The organism is Nostoc sp. PCC 9305 (genome assembly GCF_963920915.1).
Classification (GTDB): domain Bacteria; phylum Cyanobacteriota; class Cyanobacteriia; order Cyanobacteriales; family Nostocaceae; genus Nostoc.
Genome location: NZ_CAWUDN010000098.1, coordinates 1 through 21,140, shown reverse-complemented (window position 1 = coordinate 21,140; position 21,140 = coordinate 1). Strand labels below are relative to the sequence as shown.

13 protein-coding genes and 3 pseudogenes are annotated in these 21,140 nt (G+C 40.7%); 7 read left to right on the top strand and 9 right to left on the bottom strand.

All coding sequences use genetic code 11. The annotated features are described in order from the left end of the window. Positions 1-395: 395 nt before the first annotated feature. The 5 genes and pseudogenes from ACM0OX_RS27865 to ACM0OX_RS27845 form a co-directional block, all read right to left on the bottom strand. Positions 396-806 carry a beta/gamma crystallin-related protein gene (locus ACM0OX_RS27865; protein WP_414518222.1) on the bottom strand — a complete coding sequence of 137 codons (411 nt, stop codon included), beginning with the start codon at positions 804-806 and terminating at the stop codon, positions 396-398. Between the two features lie 467 nt (positions 807-1,273). Further along, a pseudogene (locus ACM0OX_RS27860) lies at positions 1,274-1,507 on the bottom strand (cysteine peptidase family C39 domain-containing protein); the annotation flags it as partial. A gap of 645 nt (positions 1,508-2,152) precedes the next feature. Then, positions 2,153-2,548: a beta/gamma crystallin-related protein gene (locus ACM0OX_RS27855; protein ID WP_414518221.1), complete on the bottom strand. Its 396-nt coding sequence runs from the start codon at positions 2,546-2,548 to the stop codon at positions 2,153-2,155. Between the two features lie 441 nt (positions 2,549-2,989). Beyond that, a pseudogene (locus ACM0OX_RS27850) lies at positions 2,990-3,223 on the bottom strand (cysteine peptidase family C39 domain-containing protein); the annotation flags it as partial. Positions 3,224-3,368: 145 nt separating this feature from the next. After that, complete coding sequence (locus ACM0OX_RS27845; protein WP_414518220.1) at positions 3,369-3,722, bottom strand: beta/gamma crystallin-related protein; 354 nt, start codon at positions 3,720-3,722, stop codon at positions 3,369-3,371. Between the two features lie 296 nt (positions 3,723-4,018). Between ACM0OX_RS27845 and ACM0OX_RS27840 the strand changes: the two genes are divergently transcribed. After that, positions 4,019-7,144, top strand: coding sequence for a filamentous hemagglutinin N-terminal domain-containing protein (locus ACM0OX_RS27840; RefSeq protein ID WP_414518219.1), 3,126 nt, complete (start codon positions 4,019-4,021; stop codon positions 7,142-7,144). 10 nt (positions 7,145-7,154) lie between these two features. Beyond that, complete coding sequence (locus ACM0OX_RS27835) at positions 7,155-9,779, top strand: CHAT domain-containing protein (RefSeq protein WP_414518218.1); 2,625 nt, start codon at positions 7,155-7,157, stop codon at positions 9,777-9,779. Positions 9,780-10,088: 309 nt separating this feature from the next. On the opposite strand, the gene recR is transcribed toward ACM0OX_RS27835, so the two are convergent. Continuing rightward, positions 10,089-10,646: a recombination mediator RecR gene (recR, locus tag ACM0OX_RS27830; protein WP_414518217.1), complete on the bottom strand. Its 558-nt coding sequence runs from the start codon at positions 10,644-10,646 to the stop codon at positions 10,089-10,091. Positions 10,647-10,875: 229 nt separating this feature from the next. Next, positions 10,876-11,913, bottom strand: coding sequence for an aldo/keto reductase (locus ACM0OX_RS27825; protein ID WP_414518215.1), 1,038 nt, complete (start codon positions 11,911-11,913; stop codon positions 10,876-10,878). A 624-nt stretch (positions 11,914-12,537) separates the two neighbouring features. Between ACM0OX_RS27825 and ACM0OX_RS27820 the strand changes: the two genes are divergently transcribed. From ACM0OX_RS27820 to ACM0OX_RS27810, 3 genes are all read left to right on the top strand, one after another. Then, positions 12,538-14,430, top strand: coding sequence for a lipoxygenase family protein (locus ACM0OX_RS27820; protein WP_414518214.1), 1,893 nt, complete (start codon positions 12,538-12,540; stop codon positions 14,428-14,430). A gap of 52 nt (positions 14,431-14,482) precedes the next feature. After that, complete coding sequence (locus ACM0OX_RS27815; protein WP_414518212.1) at positions 14,483-15,832, top strand: cytochrome P450; 1,350 nt, start codon at positions 14,483-14,485, stop codon at positions 15,830-15,832. Between the two features lie 668 nt (positions 15,833-16,500). Beyond that, on the top strand, positions 16,501-17,052 hold the full coding sequence (locus tag ACM0OX_RS27810) for a hypothetical protein (RefSeq protein ID WP_414518210.1): 552 nt from the start codon (positions 16,501-16,503) through the stop codon (positions 17,050-17,052). Between the two features lie 78 nt (positions 17,053-17,130). Here ACM0OX_RS27810 and ACM0OX_RS27805 read toward each other — a convergent pair whose 3' ends face one another. After that, on the bottom strand, positions 17,131-17,853 hold the full coding sequence (locus ACM0OX_RS27805) for a chromophore lyase CpcT/CpeT (protein ID WP_414518209.1): 723 nt from the start codon (positions 17,851-17,853) through the stop codon (positions 17,131-17,133). A gap of 207 nt (positions 17,854-18,060) precedes the next feature. Beyond that, a complete protein-coding gene (locus ACM0OX_RS27800; RefSeq protein ID WP_414518208.1) occupies positions 18,061-18,558 on the bottom strand; it encodes an N-acetyltransferase family protein in 498 nt (165 codons plus the stop codon). A gap of 356 nt (positions 18,559-18,914) precedes the next feature. Here ACM0OX_RS27800 and ACM0OX_RS27795 point away from each other — a divergent pair, with 356 nt between their 5' ends. Continuing rightward, complete coding sequence (locus ACM0OX_RS27795; protein ID WP_414518207.1) at positions 18,915-20,267, top strand: protein kinase domain-containing protein; 1,353 nt, start codon at positions 18,915-18,917, stop codon at positions 20,265-20,267. A gap of 364 nt (positions 20,268-20,631) precedes the next feature. Next, positions 20,632-21,087: pseudogene (locus ACM0OX_RS27790) on the top strand (tRNA-dihydrouridine synthase family protein); the annotation flags it as partial. Positions 21,088-21,140 lie beyond the last annotated feature (53 nt).

Here is a 21,140-nt window from a genome sequence, read left to right as displayed (position 1 = left end):
GTGAATAGTTATCATTCAAAAGTGAATAACTACTAACTGAGTTATTGATATTCTGAAAGTAACTGATAGCTAAACACTGTTAATACTATCTGAGAAATGTATACTCGAAGGTAGCTTTACCATTGCGTAAAATTGCTTTATCTATCGTGTAGGATAGAGGAAACTTAATACCCGGATTTCTCACAAGCGGTGCGATCGCTATCACCCAAACCTTTATCCAGCTTAGATTTTGAGCGTTTTAGGCACTGCACGAATCACAACACTATGTCAACGGGATATTTTATCTCAAGTCTAAGTTGCATAAGCGTTTTGGGCTATTCGTTTAAATCTTTGTGAGAAATCCGGGTTATACTGTCTTTTGAAATATCCGTTGGGAGACTAGAGTATAGTTAAATCTATCCTACACGCAAGAGGGAAGCTATATTGTCGTTAGTACCCCCGTCTCTATAACTCCCTGTGAGAATAGGGTATGATCCTGGACCGAACTGCCCCAGAAATCCCTGATAGTTGGGGTCTCTAAATAAGTTCCATGTACCCCGAACAATTTGAATAGATGAGATTTGATCGTTGAAATTATCACCAACGTACCTAACACCATCATTTCCTGCTGCATTAACCCCCAGACTACCACCGTTATATCCTGGATTTGTAAACAAAATTACATCTGGGTCGGGGCCGTTAATATAGCCATCACCACCACTACAGGTAGCTGCCACCTCATCGTTTATTTCCTTCACTGCGCTGAAACTTAATTCTGTTAATGTTTGATTGTTCATATCTACTCCGTTGTTGTTGATGTTAGACATTGTTTCTCTCCTGAGTTTTAGATTGGGGTTTTAACTGAAGGTAAGTTTGTTTTCTTCCTTCTGATTCTTAATTGGTAGCAGTGAGATTAGTTTATTCACTGTGAGAAATTAGAGGTTTTTTAGCTGAACCTTCTGATTCTTAATTGGTAGCAGTGAGATGAGTTTATTCACTATCTGGAGCCGCTGAGAGGACTCCGGATAAGCGCAAAGCAAGGCATAGCCTTGATTGGCAAGAAAAATAACGTATAAGTTTTGAGCTTTCAATGACGGTTAGCTTAATATATTTTTACCTAATTCCAATTTCAACTGCATTATTCTTGACAAAAATGCTTATTTAGTACTTATTTTTTAGTTTCTTGTAAGTCATGCCAGTAGCGAGAAATTTGCTGATATCCCAATACGGTTCAGTTAAGCCAGAAAAATAAATTTGCGTAGGTTGGGTTGAGGAACGAAACCCAACATTTACGGGCTTCATTTAATTTCTCTAGTAGTTCTGGAGTGGCTTGAACTTGACGAGCATGGAATCCCAAGGTTTCTGCTCCCCGTCTTAAACCTAGCAACGTGGTTCCCCGCGAACCTGTGCCTACTGCTTCTCGCACGCGGTTCATGGCAAAGGTGCGTCCGTAATGTTTGGCAACTGTGGCTAGGCTTGCTGCACCACAGTCTTCTTCACTATGTTGCAATATGCTGTGGTATTTCATTGTTTAATGATTAAAGTAAGTAAACAGTGAATAGTTATCATTCAAAAGTGAATAACTACTAACTGAGTTATTGATATTCTGAAAGTAACTGATAGCTAAACACTGTTAATACAGCACTTCCGGCAGCTATGAGGTACATCCTCAAATTTGAAAGCTTTGATAGGAGAGGGCAAGGAGAAAAACTGTATTGCATAATAGCCGGAAGCGCTGTACTATCTGAGAAATGTATACTCGAAGGTCGCTTTCCCATTGCGTAAAATTGCTTTATCTATCGTGTAAGTAGGTAGACGCTAAAAAACACAACTAGATTAAGAAATCTAAATCGCTTAAAAGCTTATGTTCAAAGCGTTTCTGGTGCTTTACATAAGTTTAGGTTGGTTGGTTTAATTTTGCCTACCTACTTAGCGCTCTTCCATCACTCTCAGAAAACAATAATCGAAGCAGAAACCTAAAACTATGACTCAATAAAGGTTTGAGGCTTTATTTTCTAATATAAATTCAAAAATGTAGCCAAAACTCGGAAAGTGGAGTCTCATAAGCCTTGCAGCGATTGCTTCCTGCAAGACTGATGGAAGCAGCGTTAGGATAGAGGGAAGTTATACTGTCTTTTGAAATATCCGTTGGGAGACTAGAGTATAGTTAAATCTATCCTACACGGAAGAGGGAAGCTATATTGTCGTTATTACTCCCTGTGAGAAGAGGGTATGATCCTGGACCGAGCTGCCCCAGAAATCCCTGATAGTTAGGGTCGCTAAAGAAGTTCCATGTACCCCGAACAATGTTAACAGATGAGATTTGATCGTTGAAATTATCACCAACGTACCTAACACCATCATTTATTACTGCATTAACCGCCAGACTACCACCGTTATATCCTGGATTTGTAACCAAAATTACATCTGGGTCGGGGCCGTTAATATAGCCATCACCACCACTACAGGTAGCTGCCACCTCATCGTTTATTTCCTTCACTGCGCTGAAACTTAATTCTGTTAATGTTTGATTGTTCATATCTACTCCGTTGTTGTTGATGTTAGACATTGTTTCTCTCCTGAGTTTTAGATTGGGGTTTTAACTGAAGGTAAGTTTGTTTTCTTCCTTCTGATTCTTAATTGGTAGCAGTGAGATTAGTTTATTCACTGTGAGAAATTAGAGGTTTTTTAGCTGAACCTTCTGATTCTTAATTGGTAGCAGTGAGATGAGTTTATTCACTATCTGGAGCCACTGAGAGGACTCCGGATAAGCGCAAAGCAAGGCAGTATAAGTTTTGAGCTTTCAATGACGGTTAGCTTAATATATTTTTACCTAATTCCAATTTCAACTGCATTATTCTTGACAAAAATGCTTATTTAGTACTTATTTTTTAGTTTCTTGTAAGTCATGCCAGTAGCGAGAAATTTGCTGATATCCCAATACGGTTCAGTTAAGCCAGAAAAATAAATTTGCGTAGGTTGGGTTGAGGAACGAAACCCAACATTTACGGGCTTCATTTAATTTCTCTAGTAGTTCTGGAGTGGCTTGAACTTGACGAGCATGGAATCCCAAGGTTTCTGCTCCCCGTCTCAAACCTAACAAGGTGGTTCCCCGCGAACCTGTTCCCACTGCTTCTCGCACCCGGTTGAGGGTAAAGGTGCGTCCATAGTGTTTAGCAACTGTCGCTAGGCTTGCTGCACCACAGTCTTCCTCACTATGCTGCAATATGCTTTGATATTTCATTGTTTAATTACTTAAGTTTTTGATGCCGTAGAGGCAACACGATTAATACGGATATTCAACTGCCTCAGAAATCTATATTCTGAGGCAGCTTTGCCCTCTAAATAAAAATCACTAGAAAGTTTAGAGGGAAGTCAAATATACGCTCTTATTGAACGTTTCTTTTTGCTGACGAAATGACATCATTATATACCCCTCCATTTAAATTGCTGAGGTTAGAATATTCTCCTGGCCCCAAGATTATACCTGAACCACTGAAGTTAGCATCTGACCAAAATACCCATTGACCAGAAAAGACTTTAATTGATGATATTTGATCGTTAAAACCCTGGAAATCCGGGACATCATAATCAAAAATATTTGAAGCAGTTCCTGAGAAATCTGCATCCGTAAATACTTGCGCTGAAGCACCACCCTGAATGGCAGCAGCTGTTTCACAGCTGAGTTCTTGAAAAGGTCTATCGTTGTTCATATCTATTCCGTAGTTATTGATGTTAGACATTGTTTCTCTCCTGAATCCAAAATTGGAACTTTAACTGAAGGTAATCGCTGGTTGATTAACTCTTCCTGATTTTTAATTGGTAGCAATGACATAATTTTATTCACTGTTATAAATCAGGCATTCTGGACTGGTTTTACCTTCTAATTTTTAATTGGTAGCAGTCACATGATTTTATTCACTTGATTCAGTAACGCTAATTTGATAAAATGCCCAGTTGCATATAAGTTAATTGTTCTAATACCTGTACTCTTAATTATGGATTCCAAGGTAAACTTCCTTTTCTATAGGAGAGTGCAATGTCTTTTAGAACTATGCATTTGGACTGGTTGCAAGGTCTAGGAATTGCCATTGTCAGTGCGATCGCCTTGTATGCAAATATCTCAGTTGCCCAAATCATCCCAGATGTTACTCTGCCAAATAATTCCAACGTCACATTAGAGAACAACACTTTCAAAATCACCGGAGGAAGTCAAGCAAGGGGTAATCTGTTTCACAGCTTTAAAGATTTTTCTGTTCCTACTGGCTCGGAGGCATTTTTTAACAATCCTGCCAACATTCAAAACATTATTAGCCGAGTTACAGGAAATTCTATCTCTAATATTGATGGTTTAATCCGAGCCAACGGCACAGCTAACCTGTTCCTAATTAATCCCAATGGTATTATCTTTGGTGAGAATGCTCGGTTAAATATTGGTGGTTCCTTTTTTGCCACATCTGCCAATAGTATGAAATTTGCTGATGGATTTGAATTTAGTGCCAAAAATCCTCAGTCTGCACCCTTATTAACTATTAGCGTGCCTGTTGGTTTGCAATTTGAGGCGAATTCTAGTTTAATTCAAGTACAGGGTAATGGTCAGGGAAAAAGAGATGTTGATTCTCCCATCATTGATACACAAGATGCGTTGCGGGTGCAACCTGATAAAACTTTAGCGTTAGTCGGTGGAGATATTAGTTTAACAGGGGCAACGCTGAAAACTGCTGGCGGACGGATAGAATTAGGCAGTGTCGCAGGAAATGGTTTAGTTAGTCTCACGGCTACTAATAAAGGTTTTGCCTTGGGTTATGATGGTGTGCAAAATTTTGGGAATATTCAATTATCCCAACAGGCAACCGCCGATGCTAGTGGAGAAGGTTCTGGTGATATTAAGATCGAAACTGGTAGATTGTCAGTAAGTGGGGATAGTGGACTTTATGCTACAACTAGCGGGCAAGGTAGTGCAGGTAGTATTAAGATTAATGCCTCCAATGCTGTGAGCTTCGTCGATGGGGGGGGAGCCTTTAGCTGGGTAAATAGCAACGCTAGGGGTGATGGTGGCAACATCAACATTGATACAGGCATACTTTCTGTTAAAAACGGTGCCCAACTGTTAACCAGAACTTACGGTGCAGGAAAGGCAGGCAGTGTAATCATTAATGCAACTGATACAGTTTTTTTAACAGGATTTAGAGACAATACCCAACCAACTATCGGTAGCGATGTTGTTGGAAACAGTACTGGCAATGGAAATGAGATTACAATCAAGGCAAATTCTATTGTTCTTGATAATGAGGCGATTGTCGCTGCAAGTATCCTCAATGGAAAGGGAAAGGATGGAAATCCCGCTCAAGCTGGGAATGTTACTTTGGAAGCGAGGGAGCAAGTTTCCTTGAAAAACAACACTCGCGTTTATAGCGAAGTGGGTTCCAATTCATTCGGTAATGGTGGAAGTATCAACATCAAATCGCCGGAAGTATCTTTAGACAATAGCGTATTTTTAATTACCCAAATTCGAAAGAATGGTAAGGGTAAGGCAGGTGATATTAATATCGAAACTGGCAGATTGTCAGTAAGTGGGGATAGTGGACTTTATGCTACAACTAGCGGGCAAGGTAGTGCAGGTAGTATTAAGATTAATGCCTCCAATGCTGTGAGCTTCGTCGATGGGGGGGGAGCCTTTAGCTGGGTAAATAGCAACGCTAGGGGTGATGGTGGCAACATCAACATTGATACAGGCATACTTTCTGTTAAAAACGGTGCCCAACTGTTAACCAGAACTTACGGTGCAGGAAAGGCAGGCAGTGTAATCATTAATGCAACTGATACAGTTTTTTTAACAGGATTTAGAGACAATACCCAACCAACTATCGGTAGCGATGTTGTTGGAAACAGTACTGGCAATGGAAATGAGATTACAATCAAGGCAAATTCTATTGTTCTTGATAATGAGGCGATTGTCGCTGCAAGTATCCTCAATGGAAAGGGAAAGGATGGAAATCCCGCTCAAGCTGGGAATGTTACTTTGGAAGCGAGGGAGCAAGTTTCCTTGAAAAACAACACTCGCGTTTATAGCGAAGTGGGTTCCAATTCATTCGGTAATGGTGGAAGTATCAACATCAAATCGCCGGAAGTATCTTTAGACAATAGCGTATTTTTAATTACCCAAATTCGAAAGAATGGTAAGGGTAAGGCAGGTGATATTAATATCGAAACTGGCAGATTGTCAGTAAGTGGGGATAGTGGACTTTATGCTACAACTAGCGGGGAAGGTAGTGCAGGTAGTATTAAGATTAATACCGATAGTGAGTTGCTTCTTAAAGATAGAGCGCAAATAACTGTCAGCAGTACAAGTAAGAGTGAAGCAGGTAATTTAACAGTAAATGCTAACTCTATCCGTCTTGACAACAGCGCAAAAATAAGCGCTGACACTACAGGAGGTGGTGGAGATATCTTTCTCAACTCACCTCTACTATTATTACGTCGAGGTAGCAGCATCACCACTAATGCCAGTGGTAATGATATCTCTGGCGGTAATATTATCATTGATGGCAAAAATGGCTTTATCGTGGCTGTTCCCAATGAAAATAGCGACATTAGAGCAGATTCTGCTAATTTCCGTGGCGGGAATATCACCATCAAAAATATTGCAGGTATCTTTGGCATTCAGTCCCGAAATCAGCCTTCGCTAAACACAAGCGATATCACTGCCACAGGCGCAACTCCTGATTTAAGTGGCAATATAGAAATTACTCCGCCTGATGTAAATCCTAGTAACGGCTTAGTCGAACTCCCAATTAATCTAGCTGATGCTTCTAGGCAAATTTCCAATGCCTGTACGCCTGGAACTCGGCAATTCCAAAATACATTTGTAGCAACAGGACGCGGCGGATTACCCATCAGTCCTACTGAACCATTACAAGATTCAAGTACTGTGTCTGCGTGGGTGAAATTAAGACCAAAATCAGAAAACTTGGCAAACACAACGACTCAGCCAAAATCAACAGCAGTTTCAACTACTTCTCAAATTGCTAGTGCAACTCCAATTGTAGAAGCTTCTGGTTGGTTAGTTGATAGTAAAGGAAATTTACAGCTAGTAGCACAAGTTCCTCAATTCAACCCTCACAGCCCTTGGAAAACTTCTGTTTCTTGTCCCGTATCTCAGTGAGGTGTGAAATATGGCAAAACTTCAGTTTGTAAAACGAGTAGTTAGATTTGCGCTAACTCCCGTAGTCCTATTTACCCTTGCTGTTTTTTTGACTATTATTCCTAGCACATTTGCTAAACAACTCCAGACAAATTCACCAAACAGGTTTCACATTCAAACCAATAAACTCCCAGCCACAACACCACAGCCACTTCTTGAGCAAGGAGAAGCACTTTATCAAACTGGACGCTTTACTGAAGCCGTAATTATTTTACAACAAGCTGTCCGTACCTATCAACGAGAACATAATAACCTTGCACAAGCCGCAGCGCTGACTAACCTCTCTCTTATATACCAGCAACTTGGTTTGTGGAAAGAAGCTGATGCAACTATCGACAATAGCTTAAATTTACTTGGCTGGGATGAAAAAAATCAAAAGTTAAATGTCAATAATCCAAAATCCGAATTGTGGGAAATTCTGGCACAAACTCTTAATATCCAGGGCGAATTGCAACTAGCACAGGGACAAACTGATGCATCTGTGAAAATATCACAAGAAGCAGAGCAAATCTGGAAGAAATTAAATGATAATGCTGGAGTAACGCGCAGCCTTATTAACCAAGCACAAGCTCTACGAGTTGCTGGTTTTTACCGCCGTAGCTTAGATATATTGAATGAAGTATCCCAACAATTAATTTCCCAACCTGACTCCCTTGTAAAAGTAACAGCTTTGCGATCGCTTGGCAATGTCCAGCAGCAATTAGGTGAACTTGAGCAATCCCAGAAAAACTTACAACAAAGCTTAGAAATCGCTCAACGTCTGCAACTGCCTCTAGAAATTAGTTTGACAGAGTTTAGCCTCGGTAATACTGCTAGGTCGTTAAGTAATATTAAAGGTGCGATCGCTCATTATGAAAATGCTGCAAAAATTGCACCAAACCCTCTGGCCAAAGTTCAAGCCCTGATTAATCAGCTGAGTTTGCTGGTCGAAAACGAACGCATCACTGAAGCAAAATCATTAATACCCACAATCCAATCTCAAGTCCCGAATCTGCCTACCAATCAAGCTGGTATTTACGCACGGATCAATTTTGCTCAGACTTTGACCACAATTGGTAACAAAAAAGACATTGCAGAGATGTTGGCAACTAGCGTTCAACAAGCCAAAATCATCGGCGATGAACGTGCCGAATCTTATGCACTGGGCAGCTTGGGAGAAGTTTACGAGCAAAACCAACAATTGCAAGAAGCACAAGATTTGACGCAGCAAGCATTATTTATCGCTCAAAAAATTGATGCCTCAGATATAGCTTATCGCCTTGAGTGGCAGTTAGGACGTTTGCTCAAAGCACAGGGCAATATCCCAGCCGCCATATCTGCTTATGATGCTGCTGTAACAACTCTTCAGTCTCTTCGCAGCGATTTAGTTGCGGTTAATCGAGAGGTACAGTTCAATTTTCGCGATCGCATAGAACCTCTTTATCGGCAGTCTGTAGAGTTGATTTTACAAGAGAAAGGACAAGGAAAACCAGATTTAGATAAAGCACGTCAGCGAATTGAAGCCTTGCAAGTTGCAGAACTCGATAATTTTTTCCGAGAAGCTTGCTTGAGTAACCAATTTGTGGTGTTGGACAAAGTAGTAGACCGCGACAACCCGAATACTGCTATTTTATACCCGATTATTCTAGATAATTATTTAGAAATTATTATCAAACTTCCTAATAAAACATTGATGCATAAAACTTCTCAAGTCAAACGTCAGCAAGTAGAGCAAGTTATTACAAAAATCCGAGAGACAATAGTCGAACCTGATGCTAATCTGCAATTTCAAGCAGTTTCTCAACAGCTTTATAACTGGTTAATTAAACCAGTTGAAACAGACCTCAAAAATGGGAAAGTTAATACTCTAGTCTTTATTCCAGATGGGTTGCTGCGAAATATACCGATGTCTGCATTATATAATGGCAAAGAGTATTTAGTCCAAAAATACTCTATAGCTATTAGCCCCGGACTGCAACTATTTACTCCCAAACCTTTAGCACACAAAAAATTAAATGCCCTGCTTGGAGGACTATCACAACCACCCAAAAGTGAAAAGTTTGCACCACTGCCCAACGTTAAGATTGAACTGAAATTAATTCAAGAATCAGGCGTATCGACAACTACATTATTGGATAAAAATTTTACCAGTACAAATTTAGCAAAAACTATCAACGCTCAAGCTTTTAGAGTTGTTCACTTGGCAACTCATGGGCAATTTAGCTCTAAAGCAAAAGACACTTTTATCCTGGCAGCCGATGGACGTATCAATGTGAGTGAATTAGATAGTTTGCTCAAAAGTAGAGAGCAAAAACGAACAGAAGCGGTTGAATTACTTGTTTTGAGTGCTTGCGAAACAGCAGCAGGAGACAACCGAGCTGCATTAGGATTAGCAGGAGTTGCCCTGCGTGCTGGTGCGCGGAGTACTTTAGCCTCCCTATGGCAAATTGGCGATAACTCTACAGCTTTATTGATTGAGGAATTTTACCACCAGTTAGTGACTGGTAAAACTACGGCAGAAGCTTTGCATTTTGCTCAATTAAAATTACTTGAAGCTCCTGAATATAACCGTCCGATGTACTGGGCCCCCTACGTTATAGTTGGTAATTGGTTGTAAAAATCCAGGCTTATAGATACGAATGGCACTAAGTTAAAATACAGCCTTTGTCCTGACTGGTTCCCAGCGTAGAAGCTGGGAACTCATTCTGGGAGGCTCCGCCTAGGGTGTTGACTTTGTACCTTTTTAAGGGATTTTTCTTCATGCAGTTTATGTGCCAGGACTTACGCAAAATCATGAAAAAACGAACCACAGAGGGCGCAGAGGACACGGAGAAATAAGAGTTTCAGAAAGCTCTTGCGTAAGTCCTATGTGCGATCGAACTTCGCAGAAAATAAGGTTTTTCTTTTCGAGAGGGTAGATTGCCATTTAATCTAACTCCCGACGGCCTTCCAATGCCCTCGCCAAAGTAACTTCATCTGCGTACTCCAAATCGCCACCTACAGGTAAACCAAAAGCAATCCGCGTCACCTTGGTAAATGGTTTCAATAGCTGACCGATATACAAGGTTGTTGTCTCCCCTTCTACACTCGGACTAATTGCCAGAATTACTTCTTGAGGTTTTTGCTGACTCACCCGGCGCTGCAAAGCTAGTATATTCAACTGATCTGGGCCAATTCCATCAATTGGCGAAATCACCCCGCCCAAAACGTGATACTTACCTTTGTATTCGCGGGTTTTTTCTAACGCAATCACATCACGAGGATCTGCAACAACACAGATAGTGTTATTGTCACGGTTGGCATTGCGGCAAATTTCACAAACAGGTTCAGCAGATAAGTGAAAGCAAACAGAACACAAGCCTATCTGTTTTTTTGCCTCAATTAAAGCTTGCGCCAAAGCTTCTACTTCTGCTTCTGGTCGCTTCAAAATATGCAAAGCCAGTCGTTGGGCACTTTTGGGGCCAACTCCCGGTAGGCGTTGCAATTGTTCAATTAACCGTGCTAAAGGGCGTGCGTAAACCGTTGTCTTGTCTCCAGAATGTTTTCACTTTAACTATGATGACATTTTTTGAGTACTTCCATCAGGCGCAACACTTCCAACTCGCGATCGCTCAGTTCTGGACTTTGCAGCCGCTCTGCTAGTTTTGTGTCCACAGCAAGATATACGGTTGTTTGCTGTAAACCTTAGTTTGAAAACACGCCCTAGCTAAAACTTATCCTAACCACTCAGGATTTTTGGCTGTACTATCAAATTGGTTAGTGGTTTTAAACAGTTCATATTGACCTTTGAGAGCAGCTTGGCGAGTCCGATTCAGTAATGCTCTAACTTGCTCCTGGCTCATGGGTGTAAAAGTACGTACTGCCTCGAAAGCCTGGTTTAAGATGGGCATACTTTCAATGCCTGTAATCACCGTTGAAGTTGGCAGATTCATCGCGTAATGCAGACATTCGATCGGTTTGACCACATTGCTTTTGAGAATGTTTTGGTCGCCCATTGATTTCATCCCCAGTACAGCAATTCCGTCTTCAACCAGTCTGGGTAAAACTTGCCTCTCAAAACTGCGGAAATGCGCATCCATAACATTTAACGGCATCTGCACTGCATCAAAACGGAAGTTGTTTTGATTGGCAACTTCCAACATTCTCAGATGTACTAAAGGGTCTTTGTGTCCAGTAAAGCCTATGTAGCGAATCTTGCCAGCTTTTTGTGCTTCCACCACTGCTTCCATCGCACCACCAGGGGCAAAAATCCGGTCTGGGTCTTCCATGCGAATAACTTCATGATGCTGCAACAAATCAATGTGGTCTGTTTGCAAACGTTTTAAAGATTCATCAATTTGTTGAGCAGCCGCCGCCTTTGTGCGACCGTCGATTTTAGTCATCAGAAAAGCTTTTTGACGATAACCATTTTGCAGAGCTTTACCCATGCGAATTTCGCTACCTCCATTATGGTAATCCCAGCTATTGTCCATAAAATTGATCCCGCGATCGAGAGCAGTACGGATCAGATTAATACCCTCTTGTTCATCTTTTGGTCTACCAATATGATGACCACCTAGACCAATTACAGATATTTGTTCTTTGGTGCGTCCTAGTTGCCTGTAAAGCATTTCCCCTTTTTTAATCTGGAGTGGGCTAGACTGATTTTGCGCTAAAACCTGTTTGGTTAAACCTTGTAAAGCAAATACCCCAGCTCCACCTAAACCAGAAGCAGAAACTACCTTCAGTAAATTTCGTCTGCTAATATCCACAAATTTATCCTTTGATCGCAGTATGAGAACTTTCTTTCATAGCTTTGCATGGAGCAAAATTCGTTGCTTCTAACTGTTGAAGGATAAAGGCAGTGAAATAGAGATAGATTTTTGATGGAGGGAAGGGACTTCCAAATAAAAAAATATTCAATTATTGATTGTGGGGTGGGCAACATGAGCGCCCAGTTTATATATATGGCGCTCATGTTGCCCACCCCACAAGATTGGATAATTTATTTCTTGGAGTTCCCCAAGATAATAGAAAAATATTCCATCGTTGTGTAAGCAGAAGAAGCATTGGAGACATCGGCAGCAGAGAAAGAATCTGATAGTCGTATTCCCGATCTTATTTCAGTGGTTCAAATGTCAACTCAAACACAATACCTTAGCAGTAAAGTTTTAATTGAGAATTGTTTCTAAAACTTGGCAAATACTATTTGTATTGATAAATATTTATTGCAAGATTTATAAACATTTGGTGCGTAGTTCAGGAGTTGAGAAAATCCAGAAAATTTCTTTAGAAAAATCGTAATTTTAAACTTGATTGCGATAATACGTTTAGGTAATTCAAACCTGTTTATCTTAAACTATTAAAGTTCCCCGTACTAAACATGAGTAGGATCAATGACTGCTTCATCACCAGAAAATTCAATCAGCTCATCAAGTACTCATACTTTAGATATAGCTAGGCAAGAGTATCAATATAACTACGTCCATATTCCATCTATTGCGATGCTGGATCGGCTTTCTCTTGCGGAAGAGTTCGCGACTAACTGGTATTTTTTATTAGCCCAGCAGTTACGAGTTGTGTTTATCAATACCTTGATTGTCAACAGAGGCAATCAAGGTTCTAAATCGATTCGTGATGATGTCGAAAGGTTTATTTTAGAAGCCTTGCTCAAGGGAGCAGTACCAGTAAAAATCACTATTCTGGCAAGAATCCTGCAAATTATCCCTCAGTTTTTGCTCAAAGGTATATCTAAGGATGTTAGAGAACTCGACGATCTTTTTTATTCTATTTTGAAAGAAAACGGACTTGTAATCCTCAGAGATGCCCTAAATAGGATAATTAACCTTCTATACGAAGGACAGCCGACAGGACATGCAACCAGTCTTAAGGACTACGAAAATTTGTTTCCAGTGATTGGTGTGCCAGCGATCGCCAAAACCTACCAAGAAGATGAAGTATTTGCCTACATGCGAGTGGCTGGCTACAATCCCGTCACGATCGCGCGAGTAACGACTCCAGGCGATCGCTTCCCAGTCACAGAAGAACATTACCAAGGAGTAATGGGAACTGACGACTCATTAGCAGCAGCCGGACTTGAAGGCAGGCTCTACTTAGCTGACTATAAAATTTTAGATGGTGCGGTCAACGGTACATTCCCACACGAGCAAAAATATCTCTATGCTCCCCTAGCACTGTTTGCCTTACCCAAAGGCTCAGACCCCAACCGTTTATTGCGTCCGATAGCCATTCAATGTGGTCAAACCCCAGACCCAGATTATCCAATTGTTACCCCTAACTCCGGTAAATACTCTTGGCTTTTTGCCAAAACAATAGTCCAAATCGCAGATGCCAACTACCACGAAGCTGTTACTCACCTAGCAAGAACTCACTTGTTAATTGGTGTTTTTGCGATCGCCACCGCTCGACAACTACCACTTACTCATCCCCTAAGAATTCTACTGCACCCGCATTTTGACAGCACTTTAGCAATTAACGATGCCGCTCAACGGATTCTCATTGCTCCTGGTGGTGGTGTCGATAGATTACTCTCATCATCAATCGATAACTCTCGTGTTTTAGCAGTGCTAGGCTTGCAAAGCTATGGTTTTAACAGCGCCATCTTACCTAAGCAATTCCAACAGCGCGGTGTAGACGATCCCAACCTCTTGCCTATTTATCCTTACCGAGATGATGCACTATTAGTCTGGGATGCCATTCATCAATGGGTTTCAGACTACCTGAACCTTTACTACCCTACCGATGAAGACATTCAGAAAGATACAGCCTTGCAAGCCTGGGCAGCCGAAATCCCAGCTTACGATGGTGGTCGCATCCCCGATTTTGGCGAAGATGGAGGCATCAAAACGCGCAATTACCTGATTGATGCCACTACGCTGATTATTTTCACTGCTAGCGCCCAACACGCTGCGGTTAACTTTCCGCAAAAAGATTTTATGGGCTACGCCGCAGCCATACCATTGGCAGGTTATTTACCAGCCTCAACTCTCAAAAGAGAAGTTACTGAGCAAGACTACCTTAATTTGCTCCCTCCCTTAGATCAGGCACAACGGCAATACAACCTACTCAGCTTGTTGGGATCTGTGTATTACAACAAGCTGGGTGATTATCAGCAAGGATACTTTACAGACCAAAAAGTAAAACCATTGTTACAAGCATTCCAGAGTAATCTTCAGCAGGTAGAAGATACCATCAAGCAACGTAATTTGCACCGTCCACCCTATGAGTATCTACTTCCTTCTAAAATTCCTCAGAGCATCAATATCTAAAATTAGAGACAAATGACCAATGACCAATGACAAATGACTCAAAATAAATACTATGACACTTAAAGATAAAGTCCTCAAAGGTCACGATCGCCAGCTTTGGCTTGCACCTATACTAGCTAAAGTAGGTTACGATACTGCGATCGGCAAGTTTCTCCGCTTGATTTTTTATTACATGGATGCGTCAATCATGCTCAACGCATGGCGGGACTTTCTCTACATCCGTAAGGATAATATTGGAGACAAGTATTTTGCAGTAGACCAAGCAATTATGCATTCCTCTCACTCGCAGGTGAGAGAATTAATGCAAACCCAACCACAACTGCGAGGAAATGATTTAGGCATCATCAGAATATTAGCTCCTAGCTACCTGCTGGATAATCCTCTGAGTTTAGGAACCAACGGTAACGAACACACAGGATTACGTACTGTAATTTTACAAGCCTTACCAGAACCGTCTCAAAAAATAGACTTGTTAGGGAATTTAGTAGAGCAAAGCCTGTTAGAAGCTGCTAAACAAGGCAAATTACACATCGGCAACGATTTGCCAAAAATTATGCTGTCGAGTTTGCACCAACTAGTTTTTCAGATATCTTTATCTGAGGAAGAAATCACAGCATCCGATAGTTACATTAAAGGTTTGGCTCTTGCATCCTTGCCTAATTTTATCAGCAAGTATCTGCTGGCAATATTAACAGCGCCAAAAATTCGGCATCGTCAATACTTAACTAACCGATATAAACAATCAGCTAAATGGGCATCTTACTTTGAAACAGGCGCTCAGTATCAGTTGAACGAACACCAAATTGCTAATACCCTTTTCGATATGATTCATATCGCTGGTACTGCCGGCACGAGTGCGCTTTTAGGATCTGTGATTGGTGTTCTCTGCTTAAATAATACTCTCAGAAATGATGTAGTGTCAGAAGTGAATGCAGTCTGGAATGGCAAGAAAACTTTAGACTCAGACGCTCTAGAAAAGTTAACACTTCTCAATCAAGTGATTTTAGAAACAGCTCGTCTCTATCCACCTGTGCGATTTGTTAGCCAACTCACCACTGAAGCGGGTGAAGTTGAGATTGGAGAACAAAAATGTCCATTTCAAAAAGGTACTCGCTTGCTTGGCTCTATTCTTACAGCTAATCGGGATGCCAATAGATACCAAAATCCAGATGATTTTGATCTAACACGGGATTTTTCAGATATCTTATCTTGGAACGGCGAAGGGCATGAGCGAGCCTGTCCTGGTACATCCTTATCAATTGGCTTTATCAAAATTTTCTGTTTACATCTGTTTCACAACTATCAATGGGACTCAATTACAGAAGTCAAGTGGGATTTTGAAAAAGTTACTGCCGTTACTCCTAATAGTTTAGTACTACAAGGTTTTGCTCAACGACTGTGAGTAAGTAACTTCCAGTAGGGGCGCACAGATGTCATTAGTGTCAACTTAAGCTGAAAGCCTTTTCATTTTCAAATCTCGTTTCCAGCCTCTAGGCTGGAAATGCACTTCAATTGCGGCTCTGCCGCCAGCAAGGGAGGCGGAGCCTACAGGACGGCATTCCCAGTCGGAGCCTGGGAACGAGACAACGAGACAATAGACCTCTTGCATAAATCAAAAATAAGAAAGAACCCCACCCCGCCAAAGCTACGCTTTGTCTCCCCTGCCCGCAAGCCTACGGTGTACACACAAGTCTTTGAGAGTTGCCTCACAGCGTTTAGATCCCCCCTAGCCTTAAAAAAGGGGGAACCAGAGTCAAAGTCCCCCTTTTTAAGGGGGATTTAGGGGGATCTTCAACGATTTTGGTTTTATACAAAGATGTGTGTACACCGTAGCGCAAGCGGGGAGGAGTTGGGGGTGGGGTGTTAGGGACTTTTGCAAGAGGTCTAATATCTAAAAGCTTTTTCTAGGCTTGCTTTCACGTTAAGTTGACACCAATGTACATCTGTGCATATCTACTTATCATGTTGATTTTACTCTTTTTCTAGCGCCAGATTAATCATATTTTCTCTGACTCAGTTCTTTACAAATTTAGGTATTCTTTTAGCCGAAAGGAAGTAATTACAAATTATATGGCTGAATTAATTGAAAAAAAGCAACTTAATAATATTGCAACCTGGATGATTCCAATCAAAGAAACAAACTTACCATCTGTCCTTAAAGGTGTGTTTTTTATGGATGGCAATCCACTGCCAGATACTTGCATTACTATGTACAATTTAGAATGGGATATAGAGAATAGAAATTTGCTTTTAGCAATCTTTGCCCCATTACAGTGGACTTTTCATGACTCAATTACTGGCTGGATATTACTACGTTTAATTCAATTGTTTAAAGTAAGTTACAAAATTCAGTTTGAAGATGAAACTTTGCAACAAGCTCAAATCACACCTATTCTGTTAGGAATATCAGTTCCAAAATCGATTGTCAGTTTCACAATGTCCCAAGACAAAAATTCTCTCAATGGAGATATTTGGCACAGAAAGAACGTTTGGTTCGGCGGGCTTTCTCGTGCTGGTGAGTATACTCTCCGTAGGGTTGTTGATAAAGATGGTTGTTATACTCCTGCTTTTAACGATATGCTTACCAGAGTACAAAATGAATGTTTAGTTATTGGACACTAATTAAATCGATCCGGCTCCTGTTAATCAGCTAAAGCTTACAGCGTTGTCACCCTACTATCATTAACTTTAAACAGAGATTTAATTCTTTTTTGATTTCTGTTTGTGCCGATCTGAAATTGCATTTTTTGTACTCCAAATTCCCAAAGCTAGTAACCCGAATATGACAGAGGGTTCTGGAACAGAATTAACTCGACGAAATTCAATGGGTGTGGCCACAAGTAAATTGCCTTTCTTGTCAAAAATTTTGTCTAAGGAGTCGATGCTACTTTGCTCAATAGTTATATCGGAAACCACTTTGAAGCCATTACTTGTTATACAGCCATTGGGAGCGTTATTCCCAATGTAGCTGTTTTGCTCCCAAAATAATTGCAGATTACAGGTGTTCTTCTCAACATTGTTAACACTAAGCTGTCGCCTAGGCTGAGAATGATTGCATAACCCGCGTACAGTATTTTCATTTAAAAAGCTGCTAATACCTAGATTCACAGCCGACTTTCCTTGATTAAAAGAATAAAGGCGTAGCCGCTCAAAACCTGGGCTTTCTTGCTCTAGATAAACGTTCTGTGCTTCAGCTAGAGGATTAGTACCATCCAGTTGTACGCTACAACTTGATATAGTAATTAATGGCACAGATGGGCTATTAGCAACCTGTTGAGCATTATCAAAAAAACCAGTGAACCACTGTGCTACTTGCTGAACCTGTGTCTTAATTGGTGGCGCACTGGTATCAGCACGGCTTTGTTGAACAAATGAAAATGTAGTGACAAGGAATGTCAAAATTGATACTTTGAGGAAATGCATAAAAGTTCGGATTCCAACAAGAGCAGATTACACACTTATGGATAAATAATTTACACCATCAAGCCCCATTTTCCGTCATGAAATAAATTTCTTGGCTGTTGGCTAATAACCCTCTTGTGTCATTTTCCAGATTAAGCAAGTAGTAAATAACTTAAATTATTTCAGATTAGCCACTCAGTTTAATTTTAAAGAGAACCTATAAAGTAGTTAGCTATTATACGCGAATATCAAAAATTCAGTGCCTTCATAGATGAACTCTGCCATCTTGCACACACCCATCTTTTGATGTGCTTGAAGTGATGCTTTGTTATTTGCCTTGATAAACAGTATTCCTTCCCGCTTTGGTAGAAAATCTTTCAACTTAGCAAACATTACCGCAGCAATACCTTGCCCACGCATCGTTTCATCAACACAAATGGGGCCGTATAAGTAAGCATCTTTTGTACCAGAATAGGTTTGTAACATCACCTTTATAATTGGTAGATTAGCAGTTGTCTTTGACCAACTGAGTAAGAATCCTACAACTTGACCATTTTTTCGGGCTACAACGCTCGGCATTTGAGAGATAGTCATCATCACAGCCTCTGGCTCAAGATGACCTAACAACATGCCACCATGTTCTGCGTCATTGGCTTGGGCCAACTTGACGATTGCAGTAACATCACTGGGACTGGCACGGTCAATCACTACATCATTGAGACACATACTTAGTTAATATAAATAGGAGAAAGACTTGGAGCAAAAGAATTTTCTTTTAGAAGAATAACAGAGAATAATGCTTTGGGGAACGCATTGCAGAGGCAACTAAACGTTGTTTTCAGTAGCTTTTGATACTTCTATTTGGTTATATCACCCTTGTATCTGACAAAAAATTCAAAGAGTCAAAGTTGCACCAAAGCAGCGATCGCTTGCAACAGGCAGTACACTGCTACTATGCCAAAACTTATAAAGTGCGTAGGTGTAGCCCAACCTAGGCATCGCTGTCTTTTCTACTAGTAAGAGTGCCCCGATCGTGGGAATACTTTATATATAGTAATTGCAACAAATAGAACTCATATAGTATGAGCTACTGTACCAATATTGATTGCCTACGTCCACAAAATTCTGACAGTTCTCGTTTTTGCAATAGTTGTGGTCAAGAATTATTACTCAAACAGCGATATCGTCCACTCGCCATCATTGGAAGCGGTGGCTTTGGGAGAACGTTTTTAGCTATTGATGAACATCTTCCAGATCAACCCAAATGTGCGGTTAAACAACTATGTTTTCAAAAGGAAAATACTGAGATTTGGCATAAGGCAGTCAATTTATTTCATCAAGAAGCGCTTCGTCTCAATGAACTAGAACACTCTCAAATACCCAAATTACTAGCGCACTTTGAACAAAATCAAAAATTTTATATCGTTGAAGAATTAGTAGATGGACAAACACTCGCCCAGGAATTACAAAAGCAGGGCGTTTTTCAAGAACCACAAATTTGGGAGATATTAAAAAGTTTATTGCTCACATTACAATTTATCCATTCCCGACAAGTAATCCACCGAGATATTAAACCGGAAAATATTATGCGCCGTTCGGGTCGAGGAGACCTGGTTTTAATCGATTTCGGAGTTGCTAAATTAGCCAATAACGCGAAGCAACTTCGTACAGGCACAATAGTAGGTAGCCCAGAATATATCGCTCCCGAACAAATGCGAGGCAAGGCTTTACCAGCCAGCGATCTTTACAGCTTGGGTGTAACATGTATTTACTTACTTACCGATGTTTCTCCCTTTGATTTGTTTGATATTGCTAGCGATCGCTGGGTATGGCAAGAACATTTACCAGCCAACAATACTGTTAGCGCTCACCTTTGTGAAATCTTAGATAAACTTTTACAAAATGCCGTTTCGCAACGCTTCCAATCGGCAACAGAAGTTTTACAGATGCTGGAGCAACAACCAAAGAAATTGCTAAATATTTCTAGTTATCGTACAGTAACTACTATTGATTATAGGCATTTGCGTGATTTATTAGCAAAAGGAAAATGGGAATTAGCAGATAGAGAAACTTGGGAACTAATGTGTCAAGCACTAGCAAAGCCTAGAGGTAGCTATATATTTAGTAGCGATCTTGAGAAACTTACCTGTGAAGATTTGCAGGAAATTGACCTTTTATGGGTGAATTACAGTCATAAACGCTTTGGTTTTAGCATACAGACACTTATTTACAAAAACGTGAATGGCGACTATGGAGTTTTTTGTAATCAAGTTGGTTGGCATATATACAATTATAGTTATGCAAATTCAGAATTCAATTTTAGTCTCAAAGCACCAATCGGTCATTTACCCTCACGTATTTGGATTGGTGGTTCTCAACCGTGGCGCTACCCTGATGCTTTAGCTGTAAAATTAGCAGCTTGTGGTATTAGTTAGTTTTGATAAAAAAATTGTTGAATAAGATTACTAATAAACCAATACGGTTCAGTTAAGGCTAAAACTTTTTATAAAAGTCAAATTTTTTCACGTAGACGCGGAGCGGCTTGCCGCAGGCTACCGCAGAGGCGCAGAGGAAACAGAGAGAAGAAAAAAATGCTTAATCCAAGCGTATTGACTAATAAATTCCTAGTTTGTAGTGAGCGATTCATCGCTCAAAGCAACGATAATTAGGACTAAAGTCCTCTCTACGAGACGCTATGCGTAGCTTGCTTCCCCGAAGGGGTACACTACAAACTTTAATTGATTTACGTCTGGCTATTTATAACTTAACAGTGAGCTTTGTCGATCGCTCTTCATTTTTATGCCCCAGGTATCGCTTCCCCAATCGTTCTATCCACACCTACCCCTCACGGCTCTTGCGCCTATGCAGGATGTGACCAACCTCTGGTTTATGAAGGTCATTGCCCACTACGGCAGCCCTGACTACTTTTTCACCGAATATTTCCGCGTCAATGATACCTCACGACTCAATCGTAGCATTCTGGCAGCAATCACCGAAAACGACACAGGTCGTCCCGTTTTTGCTCAAATGATTGGCGAAAGTATTCCAGATTTAGTCAGAACAGCAAAGGAACTATGCAACTATAATATCGCTGGAGTTGACTTGAACATGGGCTGTCCAGCACCTAGAATCTATCGCAAAAATGTTGGGGGTGGATTGCTGCTCTTGCCGGAAAAAGTGGATCGGATTTTGGGAGAACTACGGCAAGCAGTTAGCGATCGCCCTTTAACCGTCAAGATGCGCGTAGGCTTTGAACTGGAGTTTAGACTAAGCCATACAAAATGACCCAGCAGGGCTGAGTTAATCAG